At 67.2% G+C, this 19,382-nt stretch carries 17 protein-coding genes and 1 tRNA gene; 15 read left to right on the top strand and 3 right to left on the bottom strand.

Features of this window, described 5'->3' with window-relative positions:
* Positions 1-77: 77 nt before the first annotated feature.
* Together ABL844_RS27510 and ABL844_RS27505 are read right to left on the bottom strand one after the other, a co-directional pair.
* Positions 78-1,742 (bottom strand): methyl-accepting chemotaxis protein, encoded by a 1,665-nt coding sequence (locus tag ABL844_RS27510; RefSeq protein ID WP_418122748.1) that lies wholly within the window; start codon positions 1,740-1,742, stop codon positions 78-80.
* Between the two features lie 122 nt (positions 1,743-1,864).
* Positions 1,865-1,939, bottom strand: a tRNA-Arg gene (locus ABL844_RS27505).
* Between the two features lie 253 nt (positions 1,940-2,192).
* Between ABL844_RS27505 and ABL844_RS27500 the strand changes: the two genes are divergently transcribed.
* The 4 genes from ABL844_RS27500 to ABL844_RS27485 all read left to right on the top strand — a co-directional run bounded on the left by ABL844_RS27500 (position 2,193) and on the right by ABL844_RS27485 (position 6,263).
* Positions 2,193-3,224 (top strand): Bug family tripartite tricarboxylate transporter substrate binding protein, encoded by a 1,032-nt coding sequence (locus ABL844_RS27500; RefSeq protein ID WP_126023605.1) that lies wholly within the window; start codon positions 2,193-2,195, stop codon positions 3,222-3,224.
* A gap of 106 nt (positions 3,225-3,330) precedes the next feature.
* Positions 3,331-3,852 carry a tripartite tricarboxylate transporter TctB family protein gene (locus tag ABL844_RS27495; protein ID WP_126023604.1) on the top strand — a complete coding sequence of 174 codons (522 nt, stop codon included), beginning with the start codon at positions 3,331-3,333 and terminating at the stop codon, positions 3,850-3,852.
* A gap of 25 nt (positions 3,853-3,877) precedes the next feature.
* The gene (locus ABL844_RS27490) at positions 3,878-5,410 is read left to right on the top strand and encodes a tripartite tricarboxylate transporter permease (protein ID WP_126023603.1); all 1,533 of its coding nucleotides are present in this window, start codon (positions 3,878-3,880) and stop codon (positions 5,408-5,410) included.
* 16 nt (positions 5,411-5,426) lie between these two features.
* Positions 5,427-6,263 (top strand): cytidylate kinase family protein, encoded by an 837-nt coding sequence (locus ABL844_RS27485; RefSeq protein WP_126023602.1) that lies wholly within the window; start codon positions 5,427-5,429, stop codon positions 6,261-6,263.
* Positions 6,264-6,432: 169 nt separating this feature from the next.
* Here the strand turns inward: ABL844_RS27485 and ABL844_RS27480 are convergent, their stop codons facing one another.
* Positions 6,433-7,041, bottom strand: a complete 609-nt coding sequence (locus tag ABL844_RS27480; RefSeq protein ID WP_126023601.1) for a Crp/Fnr family transcriptional regulator — start codon at positions 7,039-7,041, stop codon at positions 6,433-6,435.
* Between the two features lie 151 nt (positions 7,042-7,192).
* Between ABL844_RS27480 and oxc the strand changes: the two genes are divergently transcribed.
* The 11 genes from oxc to ABL844_RS27425 all read left to right on the top strand — a co-directional run bounded on the left by oxc (position 7,193) and on the right by ABL844_RS27425 (position 19,364).
* On the top strand, positions 7,193-9,022 hold the full coding sequence (oxc, locus tag ABL844_RS27475; RefSeq protein WP_418122747.1) for an oxalyl-CoA decarboxylase: 1,830 nt from the start codon (positions 7,193-7,195) through the stop codon (positions 9,020-9,022).
* Between the two features lie 33 nt (positions 9,023-9,055).
* Positions 9,056-10,327, top strand: a complete 1,272-nt coding sequence (gene frc, locus ABL844_RS27470) for a formyl-CoA transferase (protein WP_184640800.1) — start codon at positions 9,056-9,058, stop codon at positions 10,325-10,327.
* Positions 10,328-10,485: 158 nt separating this feature from the next.
* The gene (locus ABL844_RS27465) at positions 10,486-10,932 is read left to right on the top strand and encodes a PAS domain-containing protein (RefSeq protein ID WP_126023598.1); all 447 of its coding nucleotides are present in this window, start codon (positions 10,486-10,488) and stop codon (positions 10,930-10,932) included.
* Complete coding sequence (frc, locus tag ABL844_RS27460) at positions 10,929-12,176, top strand: formyl-CoA transferase (RefSeq protein ID WP_126023597.1); 1,248 nt, start codon at positions 10,929-10,931, stop codon at positions 12,174-12,176. The genes ABL844_RS27465 and frc (ABL844_RS27460) overlap by 4 nt, the downstream gene beginning before the upstream one ends.
* 275 nt (positions 12,177-12,451) lie before the next feature.
* Positions 12,452-12,769 (top strand): hypothetical protein, encoded by a 318-nt coding sequence (locus tag ABL844_RS27455; RefSeq protein ID WP_369660798.1) that lies wholly within the window; start codon positions 12,452-12,454, stop codon positions 12,767-12,769.
* Positions 12,770-12,801: 32 nt separating this feature from the next.
* Positions 12,802-13,980 carry an ADP-forming succinate--CoA ligase subunit beta gene (gene sucC, locus ABL844_RS27450; protein ID WP_418129650.1) on the top strand — a complete coding sequence of 393 codons (1,179 nt, stop codon included), beginning with the start codon at positions 12,802-12,804 and terminating at the stop codon, positions 13,978-13,980.
* A gap of 40 nt (positions 13,981-14,020) precedes the next feature.
* Entirely contained in the window at positions 14,021-14,920 is a 900-nt protein-coding gene (sucD, locus tag ABL844_RS27445) for a succinate--CoA ligase subunit alpha (protein WP_126023594.1), read from the top strand.
* Between the two features lie 54 nt (positions 14,921-14,974).
* A complete protein-coding gene (locus tag ABL844_RS27440) occupies positions 14,975-15,754 on the top strand; it encodes a fumarylacetoacetate hydrolase family protein (protein ID WP_369660801.1) in 780 nt (259 codons plus the stop codon).
* Positions 15,755-15,803: 49 nt separating this feature from the next.
* Positions 15,804-16,817, top strand: a complete 1,014-nt coding sequence (locus tag ABL844_RS27435; protein ID WP_418129649.1) for a 2-dehydropantoate 2-reductase — start codon at positions 15,804-15,806, stop codon at positions 16,815-16,817.
* Between the two features lie 154 nt (positions 16,818-16,971).
* On the top strand, positions 16,972-18,390 hold the full coding sequence (gene pyk / locus ABL844_RS27430; protein WP_418129648.1) for a pyruvate kinase: 1,419 nt from the start codon (positions 16,972-16,974) through the stop codon (positions 18,388-18,390).
* Positions 18,391-18,416: 26 nt separating this feature from the next.
* Positions 18,417-19,364, top strand: coding sequence for a LysR family transcriptional regulator (locus ABL844_RS27425; protein WP_126023590.1), 948 nt, complete (start codon positions 18,417-18,419; stop codon positions 19,362-19,364).
* Positions 19,365-19,382 lie beyond the last annotated feature (18 nt).

The raw sequence follows: 19,382 nt of genomic DNA, 5'->3' as shown, positions 1-19,382 counted from the left end.
CGGCACTTGTTACGTAGCGCTGTTACCTTGTCAGTACGTAACGAAGGCCGGGGCGCAAGCAGCCGCCGGGCCGCGGATCAGGCCGCGGGCCGCAGCCGCGGCGACACCGGGATGTCGCGGGAGAAGTCGCGGCGCGGTGCCGAGGGCAGTGCGTCGCGCGTTACGTCGCAGGGCAGCACGAACTGGCTGATGAGCGTGCCCAGGTTGCGGGCCTGGTCGCGCAGGCTTTCCGATACGGCGGCCGATTCCTCGACCATGGCCGCGTTCTTCTGCGTCATTTCGTCCAGCCGGGCGACGGCGGCGTCGATCTGGGCGATGTCCTGCACCTGCGACTGCGTCGCCATCGTGATGGCGCCGACCGTGTCGGCGACCTGGCCGATGGAAGCGACGATGCGCCCCATGGTGCGGCCAGCGTCGTCGGCGAGCGCGGTGCCCGACTCGATGCGCTGCACCGAGTTCTCGATCAGGCCCTTGATCTCGCGGGCAGCCGCGGCCGATCGCGTGGCCAGCTGCCGCACCTCAGACGCGACCACCGCGAAGCCGCGTCCCGCGTCGCCGGCCCGCGCAGCCTCGACCGCGGCATTGAGCGCCAGGATGTTCGTCTGGAAGGCGATGGCGTCGATCACGCCGGTTATGTCGGCCACCCTGTGCGATTCGCGCCGGATGTCCTGCATGGTGCTCACCACCTGGGACACCGCCTCGCCGCCCTGCGCTGCGACCGTGGCGGCGGCCCCGGCCATGCGTTCGGCCTCGCCGGCGGCCGTGCTCGATTGCTGCGCGTTGTGCATGACCTGCCCGAGCGCCGCCGCCGTCTGCTGCAGGCTGGCCGCGGCGCCTTCGGTGCGTGCCGAGAGTTCCGAGTTGCCGTGCGCGATCTCGGCGGCCGCCGTGCGCACGTTCTGCACCGACTCGCGCACGCGCTGCACCAGCTCGCGCAGTGCGCCCTGCATGGCGCCCAGCGCCTGCAGCATCTGGCCCGCCTCGTCGCGGGAGTGGCCCTCGATGTCCTGGCGCAGGTCGAGGGTGGCCACGCGTCCGGCTGTGTCGCTCGCGAGCCTGATCGGCCTGCCAATGCTGCGCATCAGCCCCAGCGCCAGCACACCGCCCAGCAGCAGCGCGGCCACGCTGAACAGCACCAGCGCAATGCGCGCGGAGGCGCTCAGCTCGGCGACGTGCTCGCCTGCCACGTCGATGGCCAGCCGCTGCGATTGCGCGAGCCTGGAAACGGCGGCCAGCAGCGCGGCCGAACTGGGCTGGAAGCGCTGCGCGTACACGTTGCGGATGCGCTCGGTGAGGCCCGAGTCGCGCGCGGCGATCAGTTCCTTGACGGCGCCCGCGAAGTCCCTGGCGGCGGCGTCGGCCTGCGCGAGCAATGCGCGGTCGGCCTCGTCGTGCAGTCGCTGGTCGAGCTGTTTGATCAGTTCGTCGTAACTGGCGGCGGTTGCGCGGATGTCCGCCGCAAGAATCTCGCCGACCTCGGGTTCGGAGCTCAGCGCCATCGCCTTGTAGCGCTCGGCATTGATCGCCTGCAGGCGGTAGGCGTCGGCCACGATGCGCTCCGACACGCCGCGCTGCTGGATGGCTTCGCGCGTGGCCTCGTCGACCTTGGCGAGCGAACGAATGCCGATGCCGGAGCCCGCGAGGGTCAGCAGCAGGACGGCCGAGAAGGTGAACAGGAGGCGGCGACCGAGGATGTTGCGGGAGCCGGAGGAGGGGAGGAGAAGGTGGGCGTCTGATGTCACGCGCGGATTAGACCGAGGGCGTGTGACTGGTCGTTGACCCGGACCCGCGTGTGGGCGGGGCTTGCGCCGGGCCTGCCTGGGGTCTTGAAAAGCCGTTGCGATTCAACGACTTGGCGATCTGGTGGTGCCTTCGACAGGAATCGAACCTGTATCTGAGTCTTAGGAGGACCCCGTTCTATCCATTGAACTACGAAGACCGGATGGGGATGCACGAAGCGGCGAGCTGCGGTGCGCCCGCGATTTTATAGGGTTCGCGATGACAGCCCCGGCCGGGGCCGCGCCCGGCCCCTCGCGCATCGCCAGCGCGGGCTTACCCCGATACGAAATCTGCAAAAAGTTGACCGCGATCAAGCCGCCTCGAATCGCTGGCGCGCACCATCGTGCCCGTTCGCATCTCTGCTCAGATTCAAGAACAAAAAAGAGCGAAATCACTACACAGGAGACAACCTGATGAAGAAGATCGCCTTGAATGTTCTGAGCCGCGCGACTGCCGTTCTTGCCACGACAACCGCCGCGATGGCGCTGGCGACCGGTGCCGCGCCTGCCTTCGCATGGGAACCCACCAAGCCGGTGGAGTTCGTGATTCCCGCCGGCACCGGCGGGGGCGCCGACCAGATGGGGCGGCTGCTGCAGGGCATCGTCATCAAATACAAGCTGATGAAGGAGCCGCTGATCGTCGTCAACAAGTCCGGCGGCGCGGGCGCCGAGGGCTTCCTGGCGGTGAAGGAGGCAAAGGGCGATCCGCACAAGATCGTCATCTCGCTGTCGAACCTGTTCACCACGCCGATGGCCACGGGCGTGCCCTTCAACTGGAAGGACATGACGCCGGTCGCGATGCTGGCGCTCGACCAGTTCGTGCTGTGGACCAACGCCTCCGAGCCCTACAAGAGCGCGGGCGAGTACGTCGCGGCGGTGAAGACCGCGGGGCCGAACAAGTTCAAGATGGCCGGCACCGGCTCGAAGCAGGAAGACCAGATCATCACGGTCGCGCTCGAGAAGGCCACTGGCACCAAATTCATCTACGTGCCGTTCAAGGGCGGCGGCGAGGTGGCGGTGCAGCTGGTGGGCGGGCACGTGCAGTCGACGGTGAACAACCCGATCGAGGCGGTGGCGCAATGGCGCGCGGGCAAGCTGCGCGCGCTGTGCGTGTTCGACGACGAGCGCATGCCCTTCAAGGCCAAGGTCACCGACACACAGTCGTGGAACGACATCCCCACCTGCAAGGAAGCGGGCGTGCCGACCAGGTACACGATGCTGCGCGGCATCTTCATGCCGCCCGGCGTCACGCCCGACCAGCTCGCCTTCTACAAGGACCTGCTGACCAAGGTGGCGGCCACGCCGGAGTGGAAGGAGTACATGGAGAAGGGCGCCTTCAACCCGACCTTCATGACCGGCGACGCCTTCGCGAAGTGGCTCGCCGAGGCCGAGACCACGCACCGCACGCTGATGTCCGACGCGGGCTTCCTCGCGAGCAACAAGTAGGCGGGCAGACCGCCGACGACCGACTGCCGCGCCCCGCGGCAGCGGGCGCGTGCGCCGCGGGCGCACGCCGATTCCTCCTTTTTCAAACAACCACGATGGGGGCTCCATGGAGCACGACGAATCATCCGGGGGCCCGGCGCGCACGGGCATCTCCACCCACCTCGTAGAAGCGGCGGTGGCCGTGGCGCTGCTGGTCATCGGCCTGGTGGTGGTCTTCGAGGCGCGCAAGCTCGGCGCTGGCTGGACCACCGACGGCCCCGGCGCGGGCTACTTCCCGTTCTTCATCGGCGTGATCATCACGATCTCGGGCGCCGGCATCCTCTACCAGTCGCTGCTTGGCAAGAACCGCAACACTGCGGTCTTCGTCGACTCGGTGCAGCTCAGGCGCGTGCTGTCGGTGCTCGTGCCCGCCACGGTCTACGTGCTGGCGATTTCCTTCCTCGGCATCTACGTGGCGTCGGCGATCTACATCGCGCTCTTCATGATGGTGCTGGGCAAGTACGCGTGGTTCAAGAGCGTGTTCGCCGCGCTGGCCGTGAACGCGCTCTTCTTCTGCATGTTCGAGGTCTGGTTCAAGGTGCCGCTGTTCAAGGGCGCGCTCGATCCGCTTCGATTCCTCGGCTACTGAACCCGAACCAAGGAGCACAAGCGAAATGGAAGAAATCAGTGCCCTGATGCAGGGCTTCTACGTGATCCTCTCGCCGATGAACATCGGCCTGATGTTCCTCGGCATCATCCTCGGCGTGCTGATCGGCGTGCTGCCGGGGCTCGGCGGCGCCAATGGCGTGGCGATCCTGCTGCCGCTCACCTTCACGATGTCGCCGACCTCGGCCATCATCATGCTGTCGTGCATCTACTGGGGAGCGCTCTTCGGCGGGGCCATCACCTCGATCCTGTTCAACATACCGGGCGAGCCATGGTCGGTGGCCACCACCTTCGACGGCTACCCGATGGCGCAGAACGGGCAGGCGGGCGCGGCGCTCACCACCGCGTTCACGTCCTCCTTCGTGGGCGCGTTCCTCGCGGTGGTGATGATCACCTTCCTCGCGCCGCTGGTCGCGAAGTTCGCGCTCAAGTTCGGCTCGCCCGAGTTCTTCGCGGTGTACCTGCTGACCTTCTGCAGCTTCGTCGGCATGGGCAAGGGCTCGCCCTTCAAGATCCTCGCGTCGATGGCGCTGGGCTTCGCGCTCGCCAGCGTGGGCATGGACACCGTCACCGGCCAGCTGCGCCTGACCTTCGGCCAGCCCGAGCTGATGCGCGGCTTCGACTTCCTGATCGCGGTGATCGGCCTGTTCGGTATCGGCGAGATCCTGCTGTCGATGGAAGAGGGCCTGAAGTTCTCCGGCAAGAGCGCCAAGATCGATCCGAAGGTGGTGTGGCAGACCTGGAAGCAGCTGCCCAGGTACTGGATGACCTCCATCCGCAGCTCGCTCATCGGCATCTGGATGGGCATCACGCCCGGCGGTGCCACGCCGGCTTCCTTCATGGCCTACGGCCTCGCCAAGAAGATGTCGAAGAAGGGCGCGAAGTTCGGCACCGGCGAGACCGAGGGCGTGGTCGCGCCCGAGACCGCCGCGCACGCCGCCGGCACCAGCGCGCTGCTGCCGATGCTGGCGCTGGGCATTCCCGGCTCGCCCACCGCCGCGGTGCTGCTGGGCGGCCTGCTGATCTGGGGCCTGCAGCCCGGGCCGCTGCTCTTCGTGGAGCAGAAGGACTTCGTCTGGGGCCTCATCGCCAGCATGTACCTAGGCAACATCGTCGGGCTGATCGTGGTGCTGAGCACCGTGCCGCTCTTCGCATCGATCCTGCGCATTCCGTTCTCGATCATCGCGCCGGTGATCATCGTGATCTGCGCCATCGGCGCCTACACCGTGCACAACGCGATGCTTGACATCTGGTTCATGCTCGGCTTCGGCGTGCTGGGCTATCTCTTCAAGAAGCTCGACTTCCCGCTCGCGCCGCTGGTGCTGGCGCTGGTGCTCGGCGACAAGGCGGAAGACTCCTTCCGCCAGGCCATGCTGGTGTCGCAGGGCGACGTGATGGTGATGTTCTCCAACCCGCTGGTGGGCACCATCACCACGCTGGCGCTGGTGCTGCTGTTCTGGCCGCTGATCTCCAAGGCGCTGGCCTTCGTCAGGAAGCCGAAGAAGGCCGACGAGTTCGCCGTCGAACGGCCGGTGGATTGACGAAGGAGGCCAGCACATGCCAGTGATCGCACTGACCCAGGAGATGGGTTCCCTCGCGAAGGATGTTTCGCTGAAACTCGCCGAGACGCTGGGCCTCGCCGTGATGCGCCACGAGGTCATCGAGCACGTCGCGGACCGCATGCAGGTCTCCACCAGCCTCATCGGCCGGCTGCGCAGCGGCAAGGCAGGCCTGGTGGAGCGCCTCACCACCGACCGGCGCAGCGTGGCGCTCTACACCGCCGAAGAACTCTTCGCGCTGGCCGACCGCGGCAACGTGGTGCTGCGCGGCTGGGGCGCCACCTGCCTGCTGCGGCCGGTGCCGCACGTGGCGTGCGTGCGCATCACGCGCTCGATGAAGAAGCGCGTCGAGTGGCTGATGGGCGACCTCGAGACCGACGACGCCGAGTTCGCCGAAGCCGAGATCCGCCGCAGCGACCAGGCGCACGCCGCCCGCATGCACGCGCAGTTCGGCGTGACCTGGGGCGACCCGGTGCTCTACGACCTGGTGCTCAACACCGACCGGCTGTCGGTGGAAAGCTGCGTGGAGCAGATCAGGCTGATGGTGAACCGCCCCGAGTTCGCGGAGACACCGGCCTCGCGTGCGCTGCTTGCCAACATGGCGCTGGAGGCGCGCGTGCGCGCGGCGCTGAAGGAGCACGAGGCGACGCGGGACATCAACGTGACGATCACCGCGAATCATGGCGAACTGCTGCTGCGCGGAATCGTGCTGAATTCCGACGAGCGGGCGCAGGCCGAGGCTGTCGCGGCTGAGGTCTCGGGCGTGAGCGGCGTGCACAACCAGCTGAGGCTGATGGCCAGCACGCGGCGCTTTGCTTCGGCGAAGCAGACCTGAGCGCCGGGCTCTGTATTCGGTCTTGCTCCCTCTCCCGTGTGCGGGAGAGGGCTGGGGTGAGGGAAGGGCGCTGGAACTTACCAATGGTGCTGCGATGGAAGCCGCCGCACCCTCACCTCACCCTGACCCTCTCCCGCAAGCGGGAGAGGGAACCAATGCCAAGACAGACTCAGATCTTCCCGCGCTTGCGCAGCCGGCTAAGGGTTTCCGCCGAGAGATTCAGATACGAAGCCAGTTCCTTGCTCGGAATCCGGTCTTCCAGCTCCGGGTGCTTGCGCATGAAGCGGTGCACGCGCCCGGCCGCGTCGAGCAGGTGCAGCGTGATCGTGTGCGCCATGATCTCGCTCATGCCGCGCATCACGAGGAACTCGAACAGTTCCTTGGTCTCGGGATGCCTGTTCAAGAAGGCGATCCACTCCTTCAGCGGCAGGCTCGCCACCCGCGCCTTGGTCACGCAGACGATGCCGTAGGGCGTGGGCGTGCCCAGCCGCAGCGCGGCGTAGCTCGTCTCCATGTCGTTCTCGTCGGCGAAGCGCAGGATCATTTCCTTGCCCTCCGGGTTGCTCACCACCCGCTTGAGGATGCCGTCGAGGATGAAGTACTGCTCCATCTCCCGCACGCCCTGGTGCAGCAGGAACTCGCCCTTGTTGCCGTCCACGATGACCAGGTGCGCCTCGAGCTCCGCGCGGTCGGCTTCGCTCAGGTCCTTGAGAAGCACGTTCTGCCGCAGCTGGGCGCGAATGATGTTCTTCTCCGGATGGTTTTCCAACGTCGTCATGGTCACCGTCTTGCTCGATTTCGCTGCCGGCGCCGGTCATCGGGGCCGGCGCCGTTTTCGGGAAAGTTGACCGAGGTCAACGGCCGAAAGTTTGGCCCGAATCATAGTCGCGGCTCGGGCCTCGGCCATTCACCCATGCAGAAGGAGAGACATGTCTTCAGTCAGAACAGAGAAAGAGGCGACCACCACGCTGAGCGAAGCCCTCAAGTCCGCGAAAACCCGTGACGCCGACGGCGACGCGGTGGTGCGCGCGCTCAAGAGCGTGACGGAAGACAACGCGCCCGAGGGCGAGACCATCGACGGCTTCCACCTCGTCATCGATGCCCTCAAGCTCAACGGCATCGACACCATCTTCGGCCTGCCCGGCATCCCGATCACCGACCTCACGCGCATGGCCCAGGCCGAAGGGCTGCGCGTGATCTCCTTCCGCCACGAGCAGCACGCCGGCAACGCGGCGGCGGCAGCCGGCTTCCTCACGCAGAAGCCCGGCATCTGCCTGACCGTGTCGGCGCCCGGCTTCCTCAACGGCCTGACCGCGCTTGCCAACGCCACCACCAACTGCTTCCCGATGATCCTCATCAGCGGCTCCAGCGAGCGCGAGATCGTCGACCTGCAGCAGGGCGACTACGAGGAGATGGACCAGCTGGCCATCGCCAAGCCGCTGTGCAAGGCCGCCTTCCGCGTGCTGCACGCGCAGGACATCGGCGTGGGCATCGCGCGCGCCATCCGCGCCGCGCTCTCGGGCCGTCCGGGCGGCGTCTACCTCGACCTGCCGGCCAAGCTCTTCGCGCAGACCATGGAAGCGGCCGCCGGCAAGGCCTCGCTCATCAAGGTGGTGGACGCCGCGCCGCGCCAGATCCCCGCTGCCGACGCGGTGAACCGCGCCCTCGAGCTGCTCAAGGGCGCCAAGCGTCCGCTGATCCTGCTCGGCAAGGGTGCCGCCTACGCGCAGGCCGACGCCGACATCCGCGCGCTGGTCGAGAAGACGGGTATTCCCTACCTGCCGATGTCCATGGCCAAGGGCCTGCTGCCCGACACGCACGCGCAGTCGGCATCGGCCGCGCGCTCCTACGTGCTGCAGGAAGCCGACGTGGTGGTGCTGATCGGCGCGCGCCTGAACTGGCTGCTCTCGCACGGCAAGGGCAAGACTTGGGCTCAAGAGAAGGGCGCCAAGCGCTTCATCCAGATCGACATCGCCCCGACCGAGATCGACAGCAATGTCGCCATCGAGGCGCCGGTGATCGGCGACATCGGCTCCTGCGTGGCCGCGCTGCTGGCTGGCATCGACGCCAAGTGGGCCAAGCCGCCGGCCGAATGGACCGGCGCCATCGCCGAGCGCAAGGACAAGAACCTGTCGAAGATGGCCGCCACGCTGGCCGCGCGGCCCTCGCCGATGAACTTCCACAGCGCGCTGAGCGTGATCCGCGACCAGGTGAAGGCGCGGCCCGACGCCATCGTCGTCAACGAGGGCGCCAACACGCTGGACTTCGCGCGCAGCATCGTCGACATGTACGAGCCGCGCAAGCGCCTGGACGTGGGCACCTGGGGGATCATGGGCATCGGCATGGGCTTCTCCGTGGCCGCGGCCGTGGTCACGGGCAAGCCGGTGATCGCCATCGAGGGCGACAGCGCCTTCGGCTTCAGCGGCATGGAGGTGGAAACCATCTGCCGCTACAACCTGCCGGTCTGCGTGATCGTCTTCAACAACAACGGCGTCTACCGCGGCACCGACGTGAACCCCAGCGGCACGAGCGACGTGGCGCCCACCGTGTTCGTCAAGAACGCGCGCTACGACAAGCTGATGGAAGCCTTCGGCGGCGTGGGCGTGAACGCCACCACCGCCGACGAGCTGCAGAAGGCCCTGGCCGAGGCCGTCGCCTCGGGCCGCCCGACCCTCATCAACGCCGTCATCGACGAGACGGCGGGCACCGAGAGCGGCCGCATCACGAGCCTGAACCCCGCCACGGCGAAGAAGAAGTAACCCGCGTTCCGTTTCATTCAAGGAGATATCCCAATGAGCAACAAGCCCCTCAACGGCATCAAGATCATCGACTTCACGCACGTGCAGGCCGGTCCCGCATGCACGCAGATGCTGGCCTGGTTCGGCGCCGACGTGATCAAGGTGGAGCGTCCCGGCGCGGGCGACGTGACGCGCTCGCAGCTGCGCGACATCCCCGACGTCGACGCGCTCTACTTCACCATGCTCAACAGCAACAAGCGTTCGATCACGCTGGACACGAAGAAGCCCGAGGGCAAGGCCGTGCTGGAGAAGCTGATCCGCGAATCCGACGTGCTGGTGGAAAACTTCGGCCCCGGCGCGCTCGACCGCATGGGCTTCACCTGGGAGCGCATCCAGGAGCTCAACCCCAAGATGATCGTCGCCTCGGTCAAGGGCTTCAGCGAAGGCCACCACTACGAGGACCTGAAGGTGTACGAGAACGTGGCGCAGTGCGCCGGCGGCGCTGCCTCCACCACCGGCTGGTGGAAGGGCGGCAATTCCGTGCCGACCATCTCGGCTGCGGCGCTGGGCGACTCCAACACCGGCATGCACCTGGCCATCGGCATCCTGACGGCCATCATCGGCCGCCAGCAGACCGGCAAGGGCCAGAAGGTGGCCTGCTCGATGCAGGACGCCGTGCTCAACCTGTGCCGCGTGAAGATGCGCGACCAGCAGCGCCTGGACAGCGTGGGCTACCTCGAGGAATACCCGCAGTACCCGCACGAGATGGGTGCGTTCGCCGACAAGGTCGTGCCGCGCGGCGGCAATGCCGGCGGCGGCGGCCAGCCCGGCTGGATCCTGAAGTGCAAGGGCTGGCAGACCGACCCCAACGCGTACATCTACTTCACGGTGCAGGGCCACGCCTGGGAGCCGATCTGCGAGGCGCTGGGCAAGCCCGAGTGGAAGACCGACCCCGACTACATGACGGCCAAGGCCCGCCAGCCGCACATCGAGCAGATCTTCGCCACCATCGAGGACTTCATCAAGGACAAGACCAAGTTCGAGGCGGTGGACATCTTCCGCAAGTACGACATTCCGTGCGCCCCGGTGCTCTCGATGAAGGAACTGCTGCACGACGAGTCGCTGCGCAAGAGCGGCTCGATCGTCGAAGTCCCGCACAAGGAGCGCGGCAGCTACTGGACCATCGGCAGCCCGATCAAGTTCTCTGACCTCAAGCCCGAAGTCACCGCGTCGCCCCTGCTGGGCGAGCACACCGACGAAGTGCTGGCGGAGCTCGGCTACAGCCAGGATCAGATCGCCGGCCTGCACGCCGCCAAGGCGGTGTAGAAGCCCACCCCCAGGCTTGCCCACTTCGTGTGGCAGCGCCAACCCCCTCCAGGGGGCGACACCTGCGGCCCGGCGGAGCCGGTTCCGAGGTGTCCCTGGAACTGGGGGAGGCTGCTGCGGGAGCCTGGCCTGGATTGAACGAAGCGCCGGAGGTTCACATGCAAGCGAATGTCGATTTCAAGCAGCTCGTCGAAGGCGCCGGCGATGCGATCATGGTGTGCGACGCGCAGGGCGCGATCACGCTGTGGAACCGCGCCGCCGAACGCATCTTCGGCTTCAGCGAGGCCGAGGCACTCGGCCAGTCTCTCGACCTGATCATTCCGCAGAGGCAGCGCCAGCGGCACTGGGACGGCTACCACAAGACCATGGAAACCGGCGTCACCAAGTACGGCGCCGACCTGCTGCGCGTTCCCGCGCTGCACAAGGACGGTCGCACCCTTTCGATCGCCTTCACGGTTTCGATGCTGTTCTCCGCCGATCACCAAGTCACGGGCATCGTCGCCATCGTGCGCGACGAGACAGCCCGCTTCGCCGAGGAGCGCAAACTCCGCGCCCGTCTGGTAGAAGTCGAAGCCACGATGATCAGAGAAGGAGACAGTCAATGAGCCAAGCACTCGAGGGCGTGCGCATCCTCGACTTCACCCACGTGCAGTCGGGCCCCACCTGCACCCAGCTTCTGGCCTGGTTCGGCGCCGACGTGATCAAGGTCGAGCGCGCCGGCGAAGGCGACGCCACGCGCGGCCAGCTGCGCGACATTCCCGGCGCGGACAGCCTCTACTTCACGATGCTGAACCACAACAAGCGCTCGATCACGCTGGATACCAAGAACCCCAAGGGCAAGGAGGTTCTCGACAGCCTCATCAAGACCTGCGACGTGCTGGTCGAGAACTTCGCGCCCGGCGCGCTCGACCGCATGGGCATCACATGGGCCCACATCCAGAAGCTCAACCCGCGCATGATCGTCGCCTCGGTCAAGGGCTTCGGCCCCGGCAAGTACGAGCACTGCAAGGTCTACGAGAACGTGGCCCAGTGCGCGGGCGGCGCGGCCTCCACCACCGGCTTCGAGGACGGCCCGCCGCTCGTGACCGGCGCGCAGATCGGCGACAGCGGCACCGGCCTGCACCTGGCGCTGGGCATTCTCGCGGCGCTCTTCCAGCGCAACAGCACCGGGCGTGGCCAGCAGGTGCTCGCGCCGATGCAGGACGCGGTGCTCAACCTGTGCCGCGTGAAGATGCGCGACCAGCAGCGGCTGGAGCGCACCGGCACCATGCACGAGTACCCGCAGTACCCCGACGGCAAGTTCGGCGACGCAGTGCCGCGCGCGGGCAACGCATCGGGCGGCGGCCAGCCCGGCTCCATCCTCAAGTGCAAGGGCTGGGAGACCGACCCCAACGCCTACATCTACTTCATCACGCAGGCGGCCGTGTGGCCGGCGGTGTGCAAGGTCATCGGCGAGGAAGGCTGGATCACCGACGAGGCCTACGCCACGCCGGCGGCGCGATTGCTGCACCTGAAGCCGATCTTCGCGCGCATCGAGCAGTGGACCATGACCAAGACCAAGTTCGAGGCCATGGACATCCTCAACGAGTACGACATTCCGTGCGGACCGATCCTCTCGATGAAGGAGATCGCCGCGGACGAGTCGCTGCGCGAGACCGGCACCATCGTCGAGGTCGACCACCCGGTGCGCGGCAAATACCTGACGGTGGGCAACCCCATCAAGATGTCCGACAGCCCGACGGTGGTGACGCGCTCGCCGCTGCTCGGCGAACACACCGAGGAAGTGCTCAGGCAACTCGGTTACGACGCGGACGCCCTGGCGACCCTGCGGGCCGAACGCGTGATCTGAGGCCCGGCGGCGCGGGCCGCCGCCTCTTGCCGTTTTCCTTTTTCCTGGCGCGCTGCCTGTTCGCGGGTAACGCGGAGGGCGCCTGCGCGCCCGGATTCGAATCAATTGCCGGTTGTCGATCTGGCTGGAATTTCGGAATTTCCACCCATAACCTGCAATGAATGGTTTTTATAAATTCATTTGATTTTTATTTATCGTCCATCGCTTCTACATTTTGAACTCGCCGGAATTGCCCATCTTATTCATCGATCCGGCATTCATTCAAGGAGAAGATCATGGAAAACCAGTCACCCATCCAATACTGGCGCGACGAGATCGAGCGCAATGCCTACAACGCCGCCTTCTTCGAGCTGGGGCTGCGCTGGCACTGGGACGGCGAGACCTATGACCGCCTGATGGGCCTGGGCGAGGACGCCAATACGCGCATCGGCCATTACCTGAAGACCGAGCAGCCGCACCTGCTGAAGGCCTACGACGCGGAATTCCTCGCCGTGGCCATCGAGCAGAAGAAGGAAATCCACCGCAAGCGCGAAATGGCTTCGTCGAGCTATTTCAATTGGGCTGAAAGCCACGGCGTCGAGCTTGGCGCCTGAATTCCAATTAACGATTCCGTGCAATTGCGGCCATGAACATCCACGAATACCAGGGCAAGGAAGTGCTGCGCCAATACGGCGTGGCAACGCCTCGCGGCTTCGTCTGCCGCTCGCCCGACGAGGCCGCCGAGGCCGCCAGCCGCATCGGCGGGCGCGCCTGGGTGGTCAAGGCGCAAATCCACGCGGGCGGCCGCGGCCAGGGCGGCGGCGTGAAGCCGGCCTGGTCGGTGGACGAGGTGCGGCGCCACGCCGGCCAGATGCTCGGCATGACGCTGCAGACGCCGCAAACCGGCCCCGAGGGCCGCGTGGTGAAGCAACTGCTGGTGGAAGAAAGCGTGGAGATCGACAAGGAGCTCTACCTGGGCTTCGTGGTCGACCGCAATTCGCAGCGCGTGGCGCTGATGGCTTCGAGCGAAGGCGGCATGGACATCGAGGAAGTGGCCGCGCGCACGCCCGAGAAGATCCACCGGCTCTTCATCAACCCCGACACCGGCCTCGGCGTGGCCGAGGCGGACGGCATCGCGCGACGCATCGGCATTGCCGACCGCGCGGTGGTGCAGGCGCGCGTGCTGATGCAGAACCTCTGGCAGGCCTTCGACGGCAGCGACGCCTCGCTGGCCGAGATCAACCCGCTGGTACTCACCCGCGACGGCCGCGTGATCGCACTCGACGCCAAGTTCGACTTCGACGACAACGCGCTCTTCCGCCAGCCCGACATCGTCGCGATGCGCGACCTCGACGAGGAAGACCCGGTGGAGATCGAGGCCTCGGACGCCGGGCTCTCGTACATCGCGCTCTACGGCGACATCGGCTGCCTGGTCAACGGTGCGGGCCTCGCGATGGCGACGATGGACGCCATCAAGCTCTACGGCGGCGAGCCCGCCAACTTCCTCGACGTGGGCGGCGGCGCGACGGCCGACAAGGTGGCCGAGGCCGTGCGGCTGATGCTGCGCAACCCGAGGCTCAAGGCCGTGCTGGTCAACATCTTCGGCGGGATCATGAAGTGCGACGTGATCGCGCACGGCGTGGTCGACGCGGTGCGCGAGACCGGCCTCAAGGTGCCGCTGATCGTGCGCATGAAAGGCACCAACGAGGACCTGGGCCGGACCATCCTCGCGCAGTCGGGCCTGTCGATCATCAACGCCGACGACATGGCCGAGGCCGCGCAGCGCGCCATCGGCGCGGCCAGCAACTGGGAGCGCCCGCGATGAACCGCTCCTGTTTCCAGCAACAGCCGATGGAGATTGCCGCATGTCCATCCTGATCGACAAGCACACCCGCGTCATCACGCAGGGCATCACCGGCAGGACGGGCCAGTTCCACACGCAGGCCTGCCTCGAATACGGCAACGGCAGGCACTGCTTCGTGGCGGGCGTGAATCCGATGAAGGGCGGCCAGTCGATGGCGGGCATCCCGATCTTCGGCACGGTGAAGGAAGCCAAGGCCGAGACCGGCGCGACGGTCTCGGTGATCTACGTGCCGCCGGCCTTCGCGGCCGCCGCCATCGATGAGGCCGTCGATGCCGAACTCGACCTCGTCATCTGCATCACCGAGGGCATTCCGGTGCGCGACATGATCCGCACGCGCCACCGCATGCAGGGCCGCAAGACGCTGCTGCTGGGGCCCAACTGCCCGGGGCTCATCACGCCCGGCGAGATCAAGATCGGCATCATGCCCGGCCACATCCACCAGCGCGGGCGCATCGGCGTCGTCTCGCGCTCCGGCACGCTGACCTACGAGGCCGCGAGCCAGCTGGCGAGCTTCGGCATCGGGCAGTCGACGGTGGTGGGCATCGGCGGCGACCCGGTCGGCGGGCTGCGGCACATCGACGTGCTGAAGATGTTCAACGACGACCCGCGCACCGACGCCGTGATCATGGTCGGCGAGATCGGCGGCGACGCCGAGGAGCAATGCGCGCGCTGGATACGCGACCACATGACCAAGCCCGTGGTCGGCTTCATCGCCGGCGCCAGCGCACCGCCCGGCAAGCGCATGGGCCATGCGGGCGCCATCGTCTCCGGAGGCCGCGGCACGGCGCAGGAAAAGCTCGCGGTGATGAAGGAGTGCGGCATCCACGTCACGCGCAATCCGGCGGACATGGGGAAGCTGCTCGCCTCGCTCGTGGTGCCCGACTACCTCCCGTTCGACTGACCGATCGAACGGCGGCGGACCCGAATCCTCAACATCCAGAAAGACGACAACAACATGGAACAGCAGCAGATGAAGAAATGGGTCCGCTTCGAGCACGCGGGCGGCATCGGCTTCGGCACGCTCGAGGGCGACGCCGTGCACGAGCGGCAGGGCGACATGTTCGGCAGCTCCGAGCCCACGGGCCGCGTGTTCGCGCTCGCGGGGCTGCAGCTGCTCACGCCCACCGAGCCGACCAAGGTGATCGCGCTGTGGAACAACTTCCACGCGCTGGGCGCCAAGCTGAGCCTGCCGGTGCCGGCCGAGCCGCTGTACCTGCTGAAGACGCCCAACTCGTACCTCGCGCCCGGCGCGCCCATCCGCAAGCCGCTGTGCGACGGCAAGGTGGTGTTCGAGGGCGAGCTCGGCATCGTCATCGGCAAGACCGCCACCGCCGTCTCCGAAGCCGACGCGCTCGACCACGTGTTCGGTTACACCTGCGCCAACGACGTCACCGTGGCCGACATCCTCAACCGCGACGCGTCCTTCGCGCAGTGGGTGCGCGCCAAGGGCTTCGACACCTTCTGCCCCATGGGCCCGGTGGTGGCCACCGGCCTCGATCCCGCCACGCTCACCGTGACCACCACGCTCAACGGCGAGCAGCGCCAGAACTACCCGATCAGCGACATGCGCTTTTCGGTGCAGCAGCTCGTGAGCCTCATCTCGCAGGACATGACGCTGCATCGCGGCGACGTGATCCTCTGCGGCACCTCGATCGGCGTCGGCTCCATGAAGCCCGGCAGCCTCGTCGAGATCGAGATCGGCGGCATCGGAAAGCTCAGCAACCGCTTCGGCTGAACGCAGCCGAAGGGTCGCGCAAGGAATTCAACTCTTGGGGATCGACGACATGAAGATTGCAATCATCGGCGCAGGCGCCATCGGCGGACTGGTCGGCGCGAAACTCGCGCTGGCCGGCGAGGACGTCACGTTCATCGTGCGGGGCGCCAACCTCGAAGCCATAGGCCGCAACGGCATCAGGCTGGTCTCGGCCGAAGGCGAGGAACAGGTGGCGCGCAACGTGAAGGCCACCGACCGCTACGACGAGGCGGGCCCGCAGGACATCGTGGTGCTCGCGATGAAGGCCCACCAGGTCGAGGCCGTGGCCAACGACGTGCCGAAGCTCTTCGGGCCGGACACGGTGGTCGTGACCATGCAGAACGGCATCCCGTACTGGTACTTCCACAAGCATGGCGGCACGCTCGAAGGCACGCCGGTGCGCAGCGTCGACCCATCGGGAACGCTCGCGGCGAAGATCCCAGCGCAGCGGGTGATCGGCTGCGTGGTGTATCCGGCCTCGGAGCTCATCGCGCCCGGCGTGGTCAGGCACATCGAGGGCGACCGCTTCCCGGTGGGCGAGCTCGACGGCTCGGCCAGCGAGCGCGTCGCGCGCGTGTCGGCCTGCTTCACCGGCGCGGGTTTCAAGGCGCCGGTGCTCGACAACATCCGCGCCGAGATCTGGCTCAAGCTGTGGGGCAACCTCACCTTCAACCCGATCAGCAGCCTAGCGCATTCCACGCTCGTGGACATCTGCCAGTATCCGCCTTCGCGCGAGCTCGCCGCGGCAATGATGCGCGAGGCCCAGGCCGTCGCGCACAAGCTCGGCATCGAGTTCCGCGTGACGCTGGAAAAGCGCATCGCGGGCGCGGAGAAGGTCGGCAAGCACAAGACCTCGATGCTGCAGGACGTGGAAGCGGGCCGCGCGCCCGAGATTGACGCGCTGGTCGGCGCCGTGGTCGAGCTGGCACGGCTCACCGAAACGCCGACGCCGCACATCGACACCGTCTACAGCCTTGTGAAGCTGCTCGCGCGCACCATGGAAGACCAGCGTGGCCGGGTGAAGCTCGACGAGATCGCGGCATGAGCGGACGGTGTTTCTCCCTCTCCCCTCGGGGAGAGGGCAGGGGTGAGAGTGACGGCCCTCGCACAAGCCCTGCCTCGACCAGCGCCGCCAGCCCTCACCCCAACCCTCTCCCCGAGGGGAGAGGGAGCCATGCCCTCGGTACCGGAGGCGTTCGATGAGACGCACGCGCAGCGCCAAGATCGTCGCAACCCTCGGCCCGGCCACCACCGACGAGCAGGCCATCCGCGCGCTGTTCGGGCGCGGCGTGGACGTGTTCCGGCTGAACCTGAGCCACGGCACGCAGCACGACCATGCGCGCCGCATCGAGACCATCCGCCGGCTCGAGAAGGAGCACGGCCGGCCCATCGGCATCCTGCTCGACCTGCAGGGGCCCAAGCTGAGGCTGGGCACCTTCGAGGGCGGACGCGCGCATCTCGACGCGGGCGCGCGTTTCCGGCTCGACATGAACCAGGCCAGTGGCAATGCACGCCGTGCGCCGCTGCCGCACCCGGAAATCTTCGCCGCGCTGCACAACGGCACCGAGCTGCTGCTCGACGACGGCAAGCTGCGCCTGCGCGTGGACAGCCATGGCCCCGACTTCGCCGAAACCACGGTGCTGGTCGGCGGGGACATCTCCGACCGCAAGGGCGTCAACGTGCCCAGCGTGCTGCTGCCGATCTCTCCGCTCACGCCCAAGGACCGCGACGACCTGGCCTTCGGGCTCTCGATGGGCGTGGACTGGGTCGCGCTCTCCTTCGTGCAGCGGCCCGAGGACATCGAGGAGGCGCGCGCCATCATCGGCTCGCGTGCCTGGATCATGGCCAAGCTGGAGAAGCCCGCTGCCATCGAGCACCTGGATGCCATCGTCGCGCTGTGCGACGGCATCATGGTGGCGCGCGGCGACCTCGGCGTGGAGCTGCCGCCCGAGCAGGTGCCGGAGCTTCAGCGGCTGATCGTGCGTTCATGCCGCAAGCGCGGCAAGCCCGTGGTGGTGGCGACGCAGATGCTCGAATCGATGATCGTCTCGCCGGTACCCACGCGCGCCGAGGTGTCGGACGTGGCGACCGCCGTGTACGACGGCGTCGACGCGGTGATGCTCTCGGCCGAGTCGGCCTCGGGCAAGTACCCTCTGGAGGCGGTCGCGATGATGGACCGCATCATCGCGCGCGTGGAGGCCGATCCGTCGTACCGCACGGGCATCGACGCCACGCACGATGCGGCGCTTTCCACCACGGCCGACGCGGTGTGCGCCTCGATGCGCCAGGTGGCCTCGCTGCTCGCGCCGGCCGCCACCGTGACCTACACGTCGTCGGGCTTCACGAGCCTTCGCGCGGCGCGCGAGCGCCCGGCGGTGCCCATCCTGAGCCTCACGCCCGACGTGGCCGCAGCGCGGCGCATGGCGATGGTCTGGGGCGTGCACGCGGTGCTGGTCGACGACGTGCACGACGTGGCGGAGATGATCGACTGCGCATGCCGCACGGCGCGCACCGAGGGCTTCGCGAAGGAGGGGGACGACGTGGTGGTGGTGGCGGGCCTGCCCTTCGGGCAGTCGGGCACCACCAACCTGCTGCACGTCGCCCGAATACCGCGCTGAGCGCCCCCAGCTTCGAAGGCCCTGCGATGAAACACGCGACCCTGCGCCAGATGAAGGTCTTCGAGGCGGTGGCGCGGCTGCTGAGCTTCTCGCGCGCGGCCGAGGAACTGCACCTCACGCAGCCCGCCGTCTCCACGCAGGTGCGCAAGCTCGAGGAGCATGCGGACAACGCGCTCTTCGAGCAGTTCGGCAAGAAGATCTACCTCACGCCCGCGGGCACCGAGCTGCTGCAGATCAGCCGCGCGATCATCCAGCAGTTCGAGGCGGCCGAGCACGCGATGATGCAGTTCAAGGGCGTCTCGGGCGGCAAGCTCAACGTGGGCGTGATCAGCGCGGGCGACTACTTCTTTCCGCGCCTGCTGGTCGAGTTCGCGAGCCGCCACCAGGGCGTGACGCTGAACTTCACGGTCCACAACCGCGCGGAGCTGCTGACCCACATCGCGGAGAACCTTACGGATCTCGCGATCATGGTGCGCCCGCCCACCGACCTGGACACCGTCAACCAGCCCTTTGCGCCGCACCCTTACGTGATCGTCGCGGCGCCCGGTCATCCGCTGGCGCGAGAGAGAAACATCCCGCGGGCGCGGCTGATGCGCGAGCCCTTCGTGGTACGCGAGAAGGCGTCCGACACCTGGCACTCGATGGAGGACGGCTTCGGCGGCGACCTGAGCGGCATCAACGTCGCGATGGAGATACGCAGCACCGAGACCATCAAGCAGGCGGTGATCGCGGGCATGGGCGTGAGTTTCGTGTCGGCCCACACCGTGAGCCAGGAGCTGCGCGCCGGCAGCCTCTGCGTGCTCGACGTGCAGGGATTTCCGCTGATGCTCAACTGGTACGTGGTGCATCGCCGCAGCAAGCGGCTGCCGCCGGTGGCGCAGGCCTTCAAGGAGTTCCTGCTGAGCGACGGGCCCGCGCTGATCGCGCAGATCGTCCCGTTCGAAGGCCCCAAGGAAAAAGAGCGCGGCGAGTGACTCGCGCGCGCTCCTTGC

The sequence above is a fragment of the Variovorax sp. 278MFTsu5.1 genome (genome assembly GCF_048305045.1).
GTDB classification, from domain to species: Bacteria; Pseudomonadota; Gammaproteobacteria; order Burkholderiales; family Burkholderiaceae_C; genus Variovorax; species Variovorax guangxiensis.
Note: the sequence above shows the minus strand (reverse complement) of the source record. Positions and strands in the feature narration are given on the sequence as shown.